We start from the raw sequence: 14,678 nt of genomic DNA, 5'->3' as shown, positions 1-14,678 counted from the left end.
TTCTTCCCCCTAGTCTCTCAATTCTTTTCCAGTAATTTCCAAGAAGACATCATTTAGTGTCGCTTCATCGGTTTGTAAATTAGAAAAAAGAATATCTTCCTTTTCAAAATAGTTTAGTATCGGCAGCATGCTTTGCTTCAGCTCTACCGTGTTTACAGTTAAATACAGCTCGTCATAACTAATTTCGGTCACGCCAGGAAGCTGACGGATCGCTTGTAACTGCCGCTGGCTAATATCAGGAACCTCCAAAGCAATCTTCCCAGTCGTCCGAACCATGTTCTTCAACTGTTCCTTGGTGCCTTCCGCAATCACCTGCCCGTGATCAATAATCACAATGTGGTTGCAAAGAATTTCGACTTCTTCCATGTAATGGGTGGTGTAAACAATCGTAGCCCCTCGACGATTCAGTTCTTTGATACTTTCCAAAATTTTATTTCGACTCTGAGGGTCAACTGCTACCGTTGGTTCATCCAGAAAAATCAATTCTGGCTTGTGGACAATCCCACAGGCAATGTTCAAACGACGCTTTAATCCGCCGCTCAGCTGTTTCGGGTAAAAAGTGAGGAAATCTTCCAACCCCACCAGCTTAATCACATCTTCCACATAGTCGTGTCTTGTTTGCTTGTCTTTGACATACATGCCGCAATAATAGTAGATGTTGTCCTTCACGTTCATTTCTTCAAACACTGCAATGTCCTGAGGAACGACGCCGATCTTTTGCTTAATACTATATTTTTCCGGGCTCATTTCTTCACCAAATAATTTCACACTTCCGCGATCATAGGAAAGCAGCGATAGCATGCAATTCATGGTAGTCGATTTCCCGCTTCCGTTAGGTCCCAACAGTCCTAAGATTTCGCCTTGCTTTACCTCTAGATTCAAATGATTCAATGCAGTGAATTCACCGTAACGTTTAACTAAATTATTGATTTTGATCATTCCCAATACCCCGTTTCTTTTCTTCTTGGTATTACTATAACCAAAATTAAGGGCCTCAAGAAGTGAGGTTCCGCCAAACTGCAGGTGATAAAAGTCAGGTTTTGCAGGATTGGCATGACAAATGTCATTTGTTGGGATGGATTTAAGGTGATAAAAATCATGGTTTGGGTGTTTTAGAGGATCTGTTTGGCTTTCTAATGCACTGTGCAAAAAGAGTCCAAAAAGGATCGTGGTTTCCTTTTTGGACTCTTTAATGATTGATTTTTTATTACTGTGACAATTGTTTGGCTTCGCTCTGCTTACCTGTGTTTACCCCCTTCATCATCAGATACAAATTAAAACAAAAAACACCAGTGAATAAGGGAAAGACAATTAATTCAGCCGGCGAAACCTCCGCTCCCGAGATCAGCATGGAAATTGCCATGGCATCCACGGCTAACAACAAAGTGATCCCCTTGATAATCATTACTGGTGCCAGCAAATACCCCAGCTTCTTTTCCTTCAAAAGAGAAAAGCCGCTTATAATCATCGCCGGGACAACGATCCCCAGGTCCAGTGCTTGGATCGGGAGTGTCGTATAGTGTTCTAGACCTTCAGGAACACCGCCGGAAAGAGCCGGGAAAAGTCTCCCCAACCACATCAAACCTATCGCAAAGCCAAATAAAATAATTGAACAGCTGACATACTTTCTGGCGGTCATTTTAGAAAAATATTGGTTTAATTGAATCGCGTTAAGGGAACTCAAATTGATAACAAACGCAAAAAAGGATAAGCCCATTAAGAGTGTGAAAAGCAGAAAGAAATTATTGTACATCGCCACAAAGCAGTAAGTAGCATAGGTATACAGGAAATAGCCCAACACCCCTGTTAGCAAAAACTTTCCTTTGATGGAATCTTTATTGCTCAGATACAAAGAGCTCAAAAGAAAAGGAACCCCTAGAAAAAGAGTAACCATATCTTGTGCCCTTACTTGCGCAGCCATTGAAAGCGACTCATTATGATAAAGTCCCTTCCCATAAAGTGTCACTAAATCTCCGTGAATCGTAGGAACGCTTTGCCCAACATTAATTGGCTGGTTGGAAAAAATTCCATATATAGAAACCCCTGCTGCTAATAATGCAATTATCCAAATAAGTATTGTGTTCTTTTTCTTCATGGTCATGTCAAAATCCTCTCTACAAATATTAGTAACTAGTTACCTTTTAGTGTAGCAAGTGGAAGATAGACTGTAAATAGGAATATTTAGGGTTGAATGCTGGCAGTATTAAAATAGACGAACGAATGAATTTAAAAAATACCGATTGATTATTACTAATAGTAATGTTACTATTAGTAATGTAAATTAGCAGAATGATTAATCATATGCGTTGACTACGCTAACCATGAATTGCTACTAATAAGAAAGAGGTGTTCCTTAATGACACCCGTAAAAACAAGCCGTAAGAAATTAACCGTCAATTTAGCCGTATTTATCGCCATCGTCCTCCTCAGCGGCTGGATTGGTTTGGGAATAGACCAGTTCCTTGCATCTCCTGACGAAGAATCTTTGGCGATGTTAGTCTGGTTGGTTGCACCATTTCTCACGATAGCAGTCTTTTTGTTGCTGCGGCGAGCATCGCTCGCTGACTTAAAGCTGTTGCCCCACTTTAGAGGAAATAGTCGCTGGTATTTGTTTGCCTTAGTCTCCTATCCGCTAGTTGCGGTTTTAGTTTTTCTGGTTGGCTATTTGACTGGCTGGATTGATTTTCAAGATTTTGTTTTGTCGAAAATCGCGTTAGCCTTTATAGTGGGAATTATTCCGAGTGTGATTAAGAATTTTTTTGAGGAAGTTTGCTGGCGGGGCTATTTGACCAGCGCTATTTCGAAGGTGACAAGTAACAATTGGATTATCTATTTAGTGGTTGGCTTTGTTTGGGGATCTTGGCACATTCCGTACTATCTATTTATGCTGCCGGGTGATGGTTTTTCTATGATCTGGTCAGGCAGCCGATGGACTTTGTGTTTGCTGTCGGTCGTAGCAATGATCTTCTGGTCGATTCAATTGATTGAATTGCGCCGGATTACGCAATCGATTTGGCCCTGTATTATTTCCCATTCGGTGCAGAATACGCTGCTTAATACGATCCTGCTAGAGGGTCATGCTAGAATGATACCAGGGAAAGAATTTATCATTGCCCCAACAGTTGGAATTTTATCGATTCTTTTCAACCTGGCTTTCACCTACCTGATTTTACAGCAAAAAAAGGAGAAGATATGATGGACATTATTATTTTAGGATTTCTGATGATTAAAAGCTCGACCCTTTACGAGTTGCGCCAACAAATTAACAGCACACTATCAAAGATTAGCAGCTCCAGTACTGGTAGTATTCAAGCGGCCCTCAAGAAGCTGCTGAAGGCAGGCATGATTACCTTTGTCGAACAAGTAGAGGGCGGGGTTAACAAAAAGATCTACTCTATTACGGATTCTGGCAAAGAATATTTTGAAGAAAAAATCGCCGCCCCGATGCTGCACAAGGAAAAAAACATGGAGCTCAGCAAGTTTTTCTTCATGGGCTTTGTTGATCCCGGGAAAAGAGTTCAGCTGATCCGCGGTTACATTGATGAACTGAAAAATGAACTTGCTGTTTTGGAACAAATGAACGCCAACTTGGAGCCGAGGTACCCCCTCTCCCCCATGACCGATGAACGCTTCAGTGAAGACGAACTAAATGGCATCGCCCAGTTCCAATATGCTACTTTGGATTTGGATATGGCTAAATTGAAGTTTGAGATTCAGTGGTTTCAGGAGTTTGTGGCAGGGTTGGAAGAGAAGAATTCTTAAGTGAATGAAAAGGATCAGGAAGACTGGTATTACTGCCTTCTTGATCCTAAATTATTCATGCTTTCTAATGCGTAAGCAATCTATTTCACTTCATGTCTGTATCAATACTTTTCCAACGATTTCTTCAATCAGAGAAACGGTAATTGAAAGACTAAAAATAGGTGTCTGCATTTGTTCTTTAGTAAACCAGAGTCATCTTTGGAATTTCCTGAAGGCAATCAGATTTCGATTGCCAGCATCCGTTGATTGATCGCTTCTATCCTTTTTTCAAGATGACTGCCGGTATAGGTTCCGAGAAACAGCTCCTCAATGATTTGTCCATTCTCCATCATAAGAATGCGTTCGCTTTGAGCAGCGATCTTGGCATCGTGAGTGACTACTACGATCGTTGTTCCTTCTTCATTAATCATTGACAGAATGTCCATAATTTCCTGAGCAGCTTTCGAATTCAGTGCCCCCGTAGGTTCATCGCCAAACAAAACATCGGGATGGCTCATTAATGCCCGACAGATGCCGGCTCTTTGCAGCTGTCCACCTGAAACTTGATTTATTTTTCGATCCTTCAACTCAGCAATATCAACTTTTCCCATTAAAGTCTCAGCCTGCTTTTCTAATTCTGCAATTCCTTGTTTGCTGTCTTTCAAGCTAGGGAGCACAATGTTGTCCAGCAACGATAAGTTTTTCAAAAGGGTCGGCTGCTGAAAAATAAAACCCATATTTTTCCTCCGCAGATCTGCCAGTTCTTGCTCATTCATTTGCTGCAGCTGCTGATCTTTAAACATAATCTCGCCTTCATCCACGGTATCCATACCGCTGATGGAGTATAGCAGCGTCGATTTCCCTGAGCCGGAAGCCCCCATGATCGTGACAAATTCTCCTTGTTCAATTTGCAGACTTACATCCTGCAATACGCTTACTTTTTCCTGACCTATACCAAAGCTTTTATAAATATTTTTCCCTTCAATCATTGTTTTCATCCTCTTCTCCTCTCATTCTTTCAAATTTTCTGCTATATTGACTTGTCCAGCCTGACTGGTTACGGCTTTCGTTGCTAGAATCGTGACCACCAGCATCAGGATGGGGCAACCGATATAAATCAACGGAGTGCCGCTCATTTGAACATTGACCATGCCAACCATCGCAGCCATTGCCGCCGCTAAGGTTTTACCTAAAGTCATGGAAAGAACCGTCCCGAAGCTTAATCCAACCAGCAGCATTGCGACACTGCGAGCCAAGTATTGTTTGCCTAAATCCTTGTTGGTGAAGCCCAGGGCCTTGATGGTAGCAATTTCTTTCTTATCCTTTGCCAGCAGCAGCTTCATAAATAGCGCAGTAATCAGCGCAGTAATCGCCAAAGCCACGACGATGGAACCGATGGCCACAAATGACAGAGATTTGATGGTTGCGCCATAGGTTTGATCCCGATGCATCCGGGCATTATCCAATTTGGCAAAAGGCAAGGCCTTTTGATATTGCTTCATTTTTTGACTTAATTGTTCCGAATCCTTCAGCTTCACATAAATATTTGTCCACATGCGCTCCGAGTGTTGATCCTCAAAGGTGGCTTTGGCGGTCTTGCCGCCGTTAAATAGGTTGGCGTAAATGCCGCTAACGGTAAAGGTGATTTCTTGATCCTCTTGAATCAGGACTAGCTGATCCCCCACCTGTTTTTTGTAGGTTTCAGCATTAACGGTGGACAGGGCAATTTCGTCGCTTTTTTTCGGTGCCTGGCCATTGGTATAGGCAACAGGGAATTTTTGGTGATTGCCTAATTCAACCGCTAATACATTGTTGCTGGACCCTTTTTCCTTTACAAAGAAATTCTTGGTAATAATTTTGCTGTAATCCACCACATCTGGGTCTTTTTCCAAGTATTCTTCGATGGTTTGTTCGTCTTTTTCGTTGTCTTCTGATTCATACAGGCTGACCATCATATCCATTTCTTTGCTGAAGCCTAAGTTTTCCACGAAGGATACGTCAGAAACCGTGTTGTAGATAATTGCCGGGACGATCATAATGAATGAGGATAAAATGAACACTAGCAACATGGTGGCATAAATCTTTTTCCGGCGAAGGATGTCAATCATGCCTAAACGTACATTGGCCGACAAAGCTGTCAGCTTCCGCAGGTTCCAGCGGGATTTGCCAGATACTTTGTCATTTGAACCACTAAAGCGAATTGCTTCTACTGCTGAAATTTTTCGAAAGCGATTCAGCAAGCAATACACATAAACAATCATTAAGATCACAACTAAGATCACGCCTGCCACTGCCAGCAGCCAGCTCAGCTGTTCATTCTTGCTTTCCCCCATGTAAAGCTTAATATTTCTCAGCAGCATGGCGCTCAGGGGCACCGATACTAGATAGCCGATTAAGCCGCCGATCACGGAGAGCGCTGCGTACTTGGCCAGATAAATTTTCTTGATATCCGTCACCTGCAGTCCGATTGCCTTCATTACGCCGATTTCTTTGTAATCCTCTTCAATTTTAGCCAGCAGGGTAAAGCGAATACACATGAAGGCCATCAAAACAACCAATAAGCTGATGACTAAAAGCACCGCAATCATCATGCCGTCGGACATAGCATTGCCTAATCGGAATAAGCGCTCCGTGCCAGAAGGACCGTTCATCTCCAAGCCGGCTGTTTTGTAAGCTGCTTCAAATTCATTTAATTTTGAGGGATCCTTTAAGCGAAACTGGATGATGTATTCCAGCGAGCCGTCGACAAACAGCTGGTCATAATCCTCTTGATGAATCAGAATACGCTTGGAGCCCGCCATTTGCGAATTCATGGTGCCGTCCCGCAGGAAACCAGTCACCTTAAATTCTTTTCCGGCAATCGTCACTTTATCTCCCAGCTTGGCAAAGCCCTGCTTTTGATAATCCACCGGCGCATAAAATTCTCCCGGCTTAGGCTGAATAATTTTGTTGTCCATATCCAACAAATAATCCAGCTTTTGGTTCTGGGTAACCACCCCATTGTCCTCGACGCTGTTGACGAAATTGTGCTCTCCGATTTGCATTTTTGAGCCGTCGATATTCAAAAAATTGGTTACTTCATAGGCTGCGACATTGTCGTTTCCTTCCGCAAAGCGGGCTAAGCGTTCCCGATCAAGTTCTCCCGCATGCATTTGCATGTAGTGGGGCGCCTCCGTTTTCTCCATCAACGTATCAATCGAGCTGGTCAAATTCACACTCATAATTGTTGCAAGAGCAACCAAAACGGATGCAACAATCACAAACAGCGTGGTTGTTACAGTGATCAACTTGCTCTGGACTACATCATTTTTTACAATTCTCCAATACATAACTCTTTCCCCATTCCTTTCGTTTATAGTTTCACTATACAGAGGAAGGATTTCCTGAATGTTCAAGAACTATTAACTGAATATTAAAAGTAGTAAAATTGCGCCTGAAGAATGAATCTGCACTACTTTTTCACTTCCATCGTGTTATCAAGCACGCGGAAAACTGGGTTAAGAGAACATACAAGCAATCGCCCAATTTCAATATGCTGCTTTGGATATGGCTAAATTGAAGTTTGAGATTGATTGGTTTCAGGAGTTTGTGGCGAGGTTGGACGAGGAGAATTTTTACTAAGAGAAATCTGATACTACTTCGATACTGCGAATCTCCAAAGATAAGACTTCAGACGGATAGAAAAAAGCATTCTCTCTGCTATTATGTAAGTAACTAGTTACCTATAATTCGGTGTTAGTGAGTTGTATAAAACGAAGGGATTGTTGTTGGTATGAAAAGTAAAAAAATTTTGGTGCATTTGTTGATTGCAGCCATCGTGTTGAATCTGGTTGGTATTGTTGCTGGGTTGGCTAGCTTCAATCTGAATCACTCCTTTGATTTTGTGAATCAATATGGGGAGACCATCAAAATGTGGGGGTATGGACTTTACAAAAGTGATTCCTACTTTAAGGCTCCTATCTTTATTGGAAGTGATTTTACGATGCTGATTGTGGCCATTCCCTTGCTGCTGCTTTCAATTTATCGCTTTAGAAGGCAAGGGAGTCAAAAAAATCTAGTACTGCTGATGGCTGCTACGGCGACTTTGCTGTACTATAATTTTTCTCAAGCCTTTGGCGTTACATATAACCAGCTGCATCTGTTTTATATTGCGACGCTTTCCTTAACCTTTTACAGCTTGATTCTTTGCTTTACACTGATTGAACCGGAAAAGGTGGCCCCTTCCTTGAGCGAATTTCCACTAACAAAAACACTGAAATGCTTTTTAGTGATCGCCGGCTTGTCTTTGTTTATTGCTTGGCTGCCTGATATAGTGGCATCGTTGGTTTCTGGGAAACCTTTGTCCATGCTGCAGGTTTATACTACTGAGCTGACGTACGTATTAGACATGGGGATTGTAAGTCCGTTTATTTTTATTACCTTGTTCTTGTTGGTTCGTTCAAACAGCTGGGGATATGTATTGTTGCCCGTCCTATTGGTGCTATGCTCAATTGTAGGAATAATGGTCATTTTCCAGTCAATTTTTCAAGTGTCAGCAGGCATTAGTGTTCCTATCCCTGCTTTGCTGACGAAGGTTCTTATTTTTGTCCTGCTTTCAGGTGTTTCTTTCAAATTGAGTCGTTCTTATTTCCGAGGCTTTAATGAGGGAACTTTACTTGATTAAGATCGTTTTCAAATGCGTAATAAGAGCCTATCCGATTATTCAGGTAGGCTCTTGTTGACTTTCATTTCAGAGTAATAGACTAGCCCACAGGCAAAAACCACGCTGATGCTAGCAGCAAGAATTGAATACACTAAGCTGTTGGCCCCCAGCACTTGCGTGAAGGCATTCAGGCAAGCATGATAAAATACGCACAGCCACAAGCTTTTGGTGATGGAAAACAAACTTCCTAAGATGAAGGAATTTCCCAATAAACCGATGAGGAAGCTCAACAGACTGAGTGGTGTCATGCTGAATAATGAGCCGTCCACTACAAAATAAAGCAGATGCCAACCTCCCCATGCCAAAAAAGTAACGATAGTCGCAACGAAAAATGATCGGTCTTTTTCCAAAGTCGGCTGAAACATATACCGCCAGCCAATCTCCTCAATTCCCCCAAACAGGATGGAAACTAAAAACAAGGAAACGAAATTTCCAGGCGAAAATGGCTGCAGCTTTAAACCGAAGTTAAGTAACAGGAAAAGAAGCACCAATAAATAAGCCAAAATTGGCTGCTTCAGCCGGAAGAATTCTTTTAGAATCGTCGCGTAGCTCGTCACCCTGCCGGACCTTTTCGCCGTGATGATTCCAGCGATTGCTGTCGAACCTCCTCCGATAACTAAGCCTAGGATGCCTAAAAAGTTCCCACTGGTTGCGATGCCGATGCTGTTGAGTAAGATGAAGATAATTGCTGTCGGAATCATTAGACCGAAGGAAATTTTTAGATAGAGTTGAATTGTTTGTTTACTGGTCATGGGTCGCCCCTTTTTACATTAATAATTCTATTATGCCATAAAAAGGTTCTGATGATTATTGGCGGGGAAATTTTTTTGAGGGCACTTGTAAAAACTCTCCTACTTAAGCCTGATTCGTCTAATGAATGAGTATGCTATGATTATTTAGTCATTATACTGACAGAACTTTTTTTCTGTACTAACCAATGGAGAGGATTTTTATGATGGATAATAAACTAGACAAGCAAAAACACTTTTGGCAGAAGGGATTTTTTTCTCAAGAGGAAGTAAGATTTTACCTTCTCACCTATTTTGGAACCTTCGTTTTATTTTTACTAGCTGTGCTACTTATGCAAATAGTAAAATTTGAGATTCCTCTGCATCAATGCATGCCAGCAATTGGGGCCTTCATTATGATCGGGAGCAGTAGCGGAAAGCTTGGCATTCGAAATTTTATCAAAGATTTCCACTTGCCTAAAGTTAGTATCAAAATGAGTATTATTAGTATTGTGTTGATCTATTGCGCTTTTTTGCTGACAGAATTTCTCGTATCGCTCACTGGTGGGCAGCATGTATCTTTGGGAATGAATCTTGGGAATTTTAGTCCGATTATTTTTCTAATGATTATTTTGGGGAGTGTTGGTGAAGAGATTGGCTGGCGTTCTTATCTTTTGCCAAAGCTTTCGGCAAGATATGGGCGTATCTGCGGGAGCGTCGTCGTTGGGATACTTTGGGGATTATGGCATGGTAATTTTTACGGAGAAGGTCTTGGATTTGTGTTTTATGTTCTCACAACGATTGAACTGTCCATCATCTTTACATGGGTTTTCGAAAATACGAATCGAAATTTGTTAAATGTGGTGGTCCTCCATACGGCGTTCAATACGATAGGTTTGTTGTTTAGCAGTCCATTTACTCTGACGTATCGCTTGATTAGCTGTGCTGTTTTTGGCGTAATAGCTATTGCTTTAGTCGTAAATTCAAAAGTCTTCCGCCTAGACCTAATCGATTGAAAAAAAGTCAAATTGTTCTGAGTAATCCATTCAGAAGCAATTTGACTTTTTTGTTTAGCGAGGCTGTAATCGTACTTGCCAAGCATGACTTCTCACGAGTTCAGCTTACCGGCTACACCTTCAAAAAAACATGCAGCACAACCAACACCACTAGCACTATCGCCAGAATCTTATGACTACTGATCAATCGTTTACTTTTCTTTTTAACAAAAAGCAAACTGTTTAAGATCACCAGCAAAATATACGCCGCGATTCCGATGGGATGCTTTAGGATGATCCCGAACATCATCAAGACATGGAAAGTAATCACGATCAGCATCATCCAGCCAAACAGGTAATGATTTTTGTGAAAAAAGCGCATTATCTTGTGCTTGGAGCGGACGCCGTTGAGCATCAAGGGAATCATGCAGGCTGCCCCGATCCAGCCTAGGATACTTGAAAGCGGCATACTAGTTTTCCTCTAAGGCATTTTGCACGGCTTTTTGAATCACCTTGCTGGAGTTAGTGGCACCTGAAACCGCATCGACTTTGATCTTTTGTTGGCTAACCATCTCAGGTACGATCTTTTCCGCGGCTTCCCCTTGGTCATTCATATGCTCCACTAGTTCGATGTTGGTGATTTTGTGGTCTTTCACATCCACCTGCACGGTCGCATTGATCATATCAACATCGTGGGAACCGGTGTAGCTGCCATCGGCTACCTGCGACAGATCCACTTCATTGATCACCGTATCTTTGACTGCTTGACGGTATTTTTTGGTGCGCTGCATGGAATAAATGCCATACCCGCCTCCGACAACAATAGCTACTGCTACTAATGCTAAAACAATCTTCATTTTTTTGTTCACCTAAATACTCTCCCTTTTTTATTTACTGGTCAATCCCCGAATCAAGGCGTCCAACGTTTCTTCGATAAATGCGCGGTCATAGACGCAAATATGATTTTTCACCAACGTGGCATAGCCTTGAATAAATGACCACATCTGAATGAACATCGTTTTGGCATCAATGTCCATCCGATTATCCTCCGCAAAGCTGGCGATAATCTCGTAGTTCTTGCTCAAGCCGAGGAATGGGTTGCTTGGATCATCGATATGTTCCTGCAGCGCACTAGTTGCCACCGGGCTGAAAAATAGAAAGTCCGCCAGCATCGCTTCGTCTTCGTTCCAACGGATGTTGGCTTCACCCAACAGTATCACCTTCTGATAGCTATCCTCTGTTTGATGTTCAGCCAGATATTCAGTGATAAACTCCTCGAATTTTTGCGAAGCCTGCTTCAATACTTCTAAAAACAAATCATCCTTACCACCAAAGTGTTTGTACACCGCTGCCGCCGTTAGTTGATTCTTTTTGGCGATTTCTCTGATAGACACATTTTGATAGCCCTTTTGCTGGATCTCTTCTAGCGCTGTTTCGATCAGCTTCATTTTCGTATCTGTTCTTCTTGAATCCGTCATTTGCTGCACCTCCGATGTTATTAGGTTAACACCGTTAACCTAAATGTGCAAGACGTTTTTTCCTTAAAATTCTTGCGGTTGTTCAGGAAGATCTGCCTTTGACAAATAGCTGTAGGCATTATACAATACATTCATACCGAACGAATGTTAAAAGGAGACCAACATGGCCAGAAATAAATACCCTGAAGTAACTGTAGATAAAATTTTAGAGGCCTCTAAACGGCTATTTCTTGAAAAAGGCTACGATCATACCACCATTCAAGACATTGTTAATGAATTAGACGGTCTGACCAAAGGCGCAGTGTACTATCATTTTAAATCCAAGGAAGAAATAATGAATGCGCTGGAAGACAAAATGTTCTTCGAAAATAACCCCTTTGAGATGGTGAAAAAACATCCAGAGTTAAATGCGCTGGAAAAAATGAGAATGTTGGTTAAGTTAAACAAAACCGATGAAGAGCAAATCGATTTAATGAAGCAGTCGATTCCACTGATGGACAATCCCCATGTTTTATCCCGGACGCTGGAATCAAATTATCGGATCCTCTACCCTAACTGTCTCGAATTAATTGAAGAAGGACAAAGAGATGGCTCGATTCCGGTAGAAAATGCGCAAGTTATTGCTGAGTTCTTCGTTTTGAGCAATTTGTGGTTCTTGCCTTCCCTATTTCCAGGCGGAAACGAAGAAGTTCGCCAAAGATATCTATTTATCGCCAGCGTATTTGAAAAAATGGGCGCACCGATATTTGACCAAGAAATGGAAAACATCATCTCCACCTCGGAGTATTTTTCTGAATAATAAAGAGATCAGCCGCTCTTGGCTTGAAGAATAAAATTGTCTTTTACCGGACAATTTTTATTTTAGCTTTATACATTCATTCGGTAGGTATGTAAGTTTTGTTGCTATGATTCAAGCGTATTGAGAAAAAAGGAGGAGCTAGCGTGTCGAAATCAAACACTTCGATTACCGTAACCGCACTAAAGAAAAGTTTTCAAGACAAGGAAGTTCTAAAGGAAGTCAATTTCTCGGTCCCAAAAGGAACCATCTATGCCCTACTAGGTTCTAACGGTGCCGGAAAAACCACCGTCGTTAAAATTCTGTCGACTTTGCTGAAGCCAGATGGCGGGAAGGCTTCCATCAACGGCTTTGATGTCGTCACCCAAGGGGATGAAGTCCGGGAGCGGATCAGTTTGACCGGTCAATTTGTGGCTGTGGATGAGATTTTAACCGGCAGAGAAAATTTGAAGCTGATTGGACGGCTAAAAGGCCTGCCTGATGTGAAGGCCAAAACGGAAGAATGGCTAACGCTATTTGACTTAACCGATGCCGCTGATCGCAACGTTGCCGCCTATTCAGGGGGAATGCGACGACGATTGGATATTGCCATGAGCCTAATGGGGAATCCGGAAATCATCTTCCTGGATGAGCCCACCACCGGACTGGACCCTCAGACTCGCAACGCCATGTGGGATTTAGTCAAAGGACTTTCGGAAAACGGAACCACGGTATTTCTGACAACGCAATATCTAGAGGAAGCAGAATATCTGGCTGACAATGTTGGCATTCTTCATAAAGGACGGATTCTGGTAGAAGGTACCCCCGAATCGCTAAAAAACATCCTGCCCAATCGCGGAGTCAAACTAAATTTTGATAGCGAAGAACATGGGGAAAAAGCGATGGCAGTGTTGCGTGAGAACCAGGTTGCAGTGAACGAGATTGAGCAAAATCTGCCTTCGTTGGAGGATGTATTCTTAACATTAATTGATGAAAAAAAGGAGGAAAACACCTATGTCTAAGCCAAAAAGAAGCCTCATTTCTGATTCATGGACGATGTTTACCCGTTGTTTGTGCATCTCCCTAAGAAATCCTGAAGCCATCTTGGTAGCAACGATCGTACCATTTGTCCTGATGCTGCTGTTTGGGACCATCTTTGGAAGCATTTCGGATATTGAGAATTTTAACTACATCGATTTCATTGTCCCCGGCATTATCCTGCAAAGCATTGGTCAAGCGTCGCAATATTCCGCCATGAATGTCGCTAGCGATATGAAAACCGGGATCATCGATCGCTTCCGTACCATGTCAATTTCAAAATCAGCCGTCCTGATGGGGCATACCCTCGCAGGTGTTGTTAGAAATACGATTTCGACGGTTATCATCTTTCTTACTGCTTTATTACTAGGATTTAGACCCCAAGGCAGCTTTGTCGATTGGTGTATCGTTGCTGGCCTGTTGATTGTCGTAAACTTCACTGTTTCCTTACTTGGCGTGCTGTGCGGCCTGCTCTCTAGAACAGTTGACGGTGCCAGCAGTTTGATGCTTCCGCTATTTATTTTACCCTTTGTCAGTTCTGGCTTTGCGCCGGTGGAATCCCTGAGCAGCAGTATTCGCTGGTTTGCTAAAGCGCAGCCCATGACGCCGATTATTAATAGTATCCGATCATTGACGTTGGATTTACCTTTGAACAATGACCTGTTGCTCGCCTTGACTTGGTGTATCGGGATCATTATTGTCGCCTATTTCTGCTCATTGCAGGTCTACAAAAGGAAAACATCTTAGGAATTATTCAGCCATCCGCAAATAAAACGATGAAAAGAGGTTGTTCCACTTGAAAGAAGCTTCATGGATAAGTTGTCCAGTGTGCCACGGAAAGACCCGGATCAAAGTTCGCCGAGATACCATCATCAGCAAGCTCCCGTTATACTGCCCCAAATGCAAACAGGAAACCTTGGTAAATATCACGAATGCAAAACTAACAATCATAGAAGAGCCCGACGCTAAGACGCAGAGCCGATAACGATGAGGAGTGAATCCTTTGACGTTATCGGCTCTTTTTGTGGATAGTTGGGTGTTTAGTTGGTGGAACTGTGGAGATTTTACATTGATCGGAACTCATCTGTTCCTACCTGAAGTAGTCATATTAACTCGTAGATTTGTTGGAATACTCCAGCTGCCAACAGACCTGCGAGTTTTTGATTTCGAGATTTTGGCGTCTTGTTTTAGCAAGTACTTCACCGAGTCGATACTATTCAA

General features: G+C 42.3%; 16 protein-coding genes. 8 read left to right on the top strand and 8 right to left on the bottom strand.

Annotated elements, in window-relative coordinates; all coding sequences use genetic code 11:
* Positions 1-9: 9 nt before the first annotated feature.
* Both JZO70_RS11930 and JZO70_RS11925 read right to left on the bottom strand, forming a co-directional pair.
* Positions 10-939 (bottom strand): ABC transporter ATP-binding protein, encoded by a 930-nt coding sequence (locus JZO70_RS11930; RefSeq protein ID WP_207673797.1) that lies wholly within the window; start codon positions 937-939, stop codon positions 10-12.
* 268 nt (positions 940-1,207) lie between these two features.
* Positions 1,208-2,101: a hypothetical protein gene (locus JZO70_RS11925; protein WP_207673796.1), complete on the bottom strand. Its 894-nt coding sequence runs from the start codon at positions 2,099-2,101 to the stop codon at positions 1,208-1,210.
* A 255-nt stretch (positions 2,102-2,356) separates the two neighbouring features.
* Here JZO70_RS11925 and JZO70_RS11920 point away from each other — a divergent pair, with 255 nt between their 5' ends.
* Positions 2,357-3,196 carry a CPBP family intramembrane glutamic endopeptidase gene (locus tag JZO70_RS11920; protein ID WP_207673795.1) on the top strand — a complete coding sequence of 280 codons (840 nt, stop codon included), beginning with the start codon at positions 2,357-2,359 and terminating at the stop codon, positions 3,194-3,196.
* A complete protein-coding gene (locus JZO70_RS11915; protein WP_207673794.1) occupies positions 3,196-3,762 on the top strand; it encodes a PadR family transcriptional regulator in 567 nt (188 codons plus the stop codon). Before JZO70_RS11920 ends, JZO70_RS11915 begins: the two co-directional genes overlap by 1 nt.
* Before the next feature lie 218 nt (positions 3,763-3,980).
* On the opposite strand, the gene JZO70_RS11910 is transcribed toward JZO70_RS11915, so the two are convergent.
* Together JZO70_RS11910 and JZO70_RS11905 are read right to left on the bottom strand one after the other, a co-directional pair.
* On the bottom strand, positions 3,981-4,739 hold the full coding sequence (locus tag JZO70_RS11910; protein WP_207673793.1) for an ABC transporter ATP-binding protein: 759 nt from the start codon (positions 4,737-4,739) through the stop codon (positions 3,981-3,983).
* Between the two features lie 12 nt (positions 4,740-4,751).
* Positions 4,752-7,070: an ABC transporter permease gene (locus JZO70_RS11905; RefSeq protein ID WP_207673792.1), complete on the bottom strand. Its 2,319-nt coding sequence runs from the start codon at positions 7,068-7,070 to the stop codon at positions 4,752-4,754.
* Positions 7,071-7,513: 443 nt separating this feature from the next.
* Here JZO70_RS11905 and JZO70_RS11900 point away from each other — a divergent pair, with 443 nt between their 5' ends.
* Complete coding sequence (locus tag JZO70_RS11900) at positions 7,514-8,404, top strand: hypothetical protein (RefSeq protein WP_207673791.1); 891 nt, start codon at positions 7,514-7,516, stop codon at positions 8,402-8,404.
* A 35-nt stretch (positions 8,405-8,439) separates the two neighbouring features.
* On the opposite strand, the gene JZO70_RS11895 is transcribed toward JZO70_RS11900, so the two are convergent.
* Complete coding sequence (locus tag JZO70_RS11895; protein WP_207673790.1) at positions 8,440-9,195, bottom strand: CPBP family intramembrane glutamic endopeptidase; 756 nt, start codon at positions 9,193-9,195, stop codon at positions 8,440-8,442.
* A gap of 200 nt (positions 9,196-9,395) precedes the next feature.
* Between JZO70_RS11895 and JZO70_RS11890 the strand changes: the two genes are divergently transcribed.
* Positions 9,396-10,187 (top strand): CPBP family intramembrane glutamic endopeptidase, encoded by a 792-nt coding sequence (locus tag JZO70_RS11890; protein WP_207673789.1) that lies wholly within the window; start codon positions 9,396-9,398, stop codon positions 10,185-10,187.
* 112 nt (positions 10,188-10,299) lie between these two features.
* Here JZO70_RS11890 and JZO70_RS11885 read toward each other — a convergent pair whose 3' ends face one another.
* Genes JZO70_RS11885 through JZO70_RS11875 form a run of 3 tightly spaced genes read right to left on the bottom strand, consistent with a single transcriptional unit; the run spans position 10,300 to position 11,644 of the window.
* Entirely contained in the window at positions 10,300-10,635 is a 336-nt protein-coding gene (locus JZO70_RS11885) for a hypothetical protein (protein WP_207673788.1), read from the bottom strand.
* A gap of 1 nt (position 10,636) precedes the next feature.
* Positions 10,637-11,023, bottom strand: a complete 387-nt coding sequence (locus JZO70_RS11880) for an FMN-binding protein (protein WP_207673787.1) — start codon at positions 11,021-11,023, stop codon at positions 10,637-10,639.
* A gap of 30 nt (positions 11,024-11,053) precedes the next feature.
* Entirely contained in the window at positions 11,054-11,644 is a 591-nt protein-coding gene (locus tag JZO70_RS11875; RefSeq protein WP_207673786.1) for a TetR/AcrR family transcriptional regulator, read from the bottom strand.
* A gap of 163 nt (positions 11,645-11,807) precedes the next feature.
* On the opposite strand from JZO70_RS11875, the gene JZO70_RS11870 reads away from it, so the two are divergent.
* The 4 genes from JZO70_RS11870 to JZO70_RS11855 all read left to right on the top strand — a co-directional run bounded on the left by JZO70_RS11870 (position 11,808) and on the right by JZO70_RS11855 (position 14,442).
* Positions 11,808-12,443, top strand: a complete 636-nt coding sequence (locus JZO70_RS11870) for a TetR/AcrR family transcriptional regulator (RefSeq protein ID WP_207673785.1) — start codon at positions 11,808-11,810, stop codon at positions 12,441-12,443.
* Between the two features lie 143 nt (positions 12,444-12,586).
* Positions 12,587-13,441, top strand: a complete 855-nt coding sequence (locus tag JZO70_RS11865; protein ID WP_207673784.1) for an ATP-binding cassette domain-containing protein — start codon at positions 12,587-12,589, stop codon at positions 13,439-13,441.
* Positions 13,434-14,204 carry an ABC transporter permease gene (locus JZO70_RS11860; protein ID WP_207673783.1) on the top strand — a complete coding sequence of 257 codons (771 nt, stop codon included), beginning with the start codon at positions 13,434-13,436 and terminating at the stop codon, positions 14,202-14,204. Before JZO70_RS11865 ends, JZO70_RS11860 begins: the two co-directional genes overlap by 8 nt.
* 40 nt (positions 14,205-14,244) lie before the next feature.
* Positions 14,245-14,442, top strand: coding sequence for a cysteine-rich KTR domain-containing protein (locus JZO70_RS11855; RefSeq protein ID WP_430748897.1), 198 nt, complete (start codon positions 14,245-14,247; stop codon positions 14,440-14,442).
* The last annotated feature ends 236 nt before the right edge of the window (positions 14,443-14,678 follow it).

It is taken from the genome of Candidatus Enterococcus moelleringii, assembly GCF_017377575.1.
GTDB lineage: Bacteria > Bacillota > Bacilli > Lactobacillales > Enterococcaceae > Enterococcus_A > Enterococcus_A moelleringii.
This window is presented reverse-complemented; position numbering and strand designations above follow the sequence as displayed.

Coding starts and splice junctions, on each gene's coding strand:
- JZO70_RS11930 (WP_207673797.1), bottom strand. CDS start 939: ATGATCAAAATCAATAATTTAGTTAAACGTTACGGTGAATTCACTGCA.
- JZO70_RS11925 (WP_207673796.1), bottom strand. CDS start 2,101: ATGACCATGAAGAAAAAGAACACAATACTTATTTGGATAATTGCATTA.
- JZO70_RS11920 (WP_207673795.1), top strand. CDS start 2,357: ATGACACCCGTAAAAACAAGCCGTAAGAAATTAACCGTCAATTTAGCC.
- JZO70_RS11915 (WP_207673794.1), top strand. CDS start 3,196: ATGGACATTATTATTTTAGGATTTCTGATGATTAAAAGCTCGACCCTT.
- JZO70_RS11910 (WP_207673793.1), bottom strand. CDS start 4,739: ATGAAAACAATGATTGAAGGGAAAAATATTTATAAAAGCTTTGGTATA.
- JZO70_RS11905 (WP_207673792.1), bottom strand. CDS start 7,070: ATGTATTGGAGAATTGTAAAAAATGATGTAGTCCAGAGCAAGTTGATC.
- JZO70_RS11900 (WP_207673791.1), top strand. CDS start 7,514: ATGAAAAGTAAAAAAATTTTGGTGCATTTGTTGATTGCAGCCATCGTG.
- JZO70_RS11895 (WP_207673790.1), bottom strand. CDS start 9,195: ATGACCAGTAAACAAACAATTCAACTCTATCTAAAAATTTCCTTCGGT.
- JZO70_RS11890 (WP_207673789.1), top strand. CDS start 9,396: ATGATGGATAATAAACTAGACAAGCAAAAACACTTTTGGCAGAAGGGA.
- JZO70_RS11885 (WP_207673788.1), bottom strand. CDS start 10,635: ATGCCGCTTTCAAGTATCCTAGGCTGGATCGGGGCAGCCTGCATGATT.
- JZO70_RS11880 (WP_207673787.1), bottom strand. CDS start 11,023: ATGAAGATTGTTTTAGCATTAGTAGCAGTAGCTATTGTTGTCGGAGGC.
- JZO70_RS11875 (WP_207673786.1), bottom strand. CDS start 11,644: ATGACGGATTCAAGAAGAACAGATACGAAAATGAAGCTGATCGAAACA.
- JZO70_RS11870 (WP_207673785.1), top strand. CDS start 11,808: ATGGCCAGAAATAAATACCCTGAAGTAACTGTAGATAAAATTTTAGAG.
- JZO70_RS11860 (WP_207673783.1), top strand. CDS start 13,434: ATGTCTAAGCCAAAAAGAAGCCTCATTTCTGATTCATGGACGATGTTT.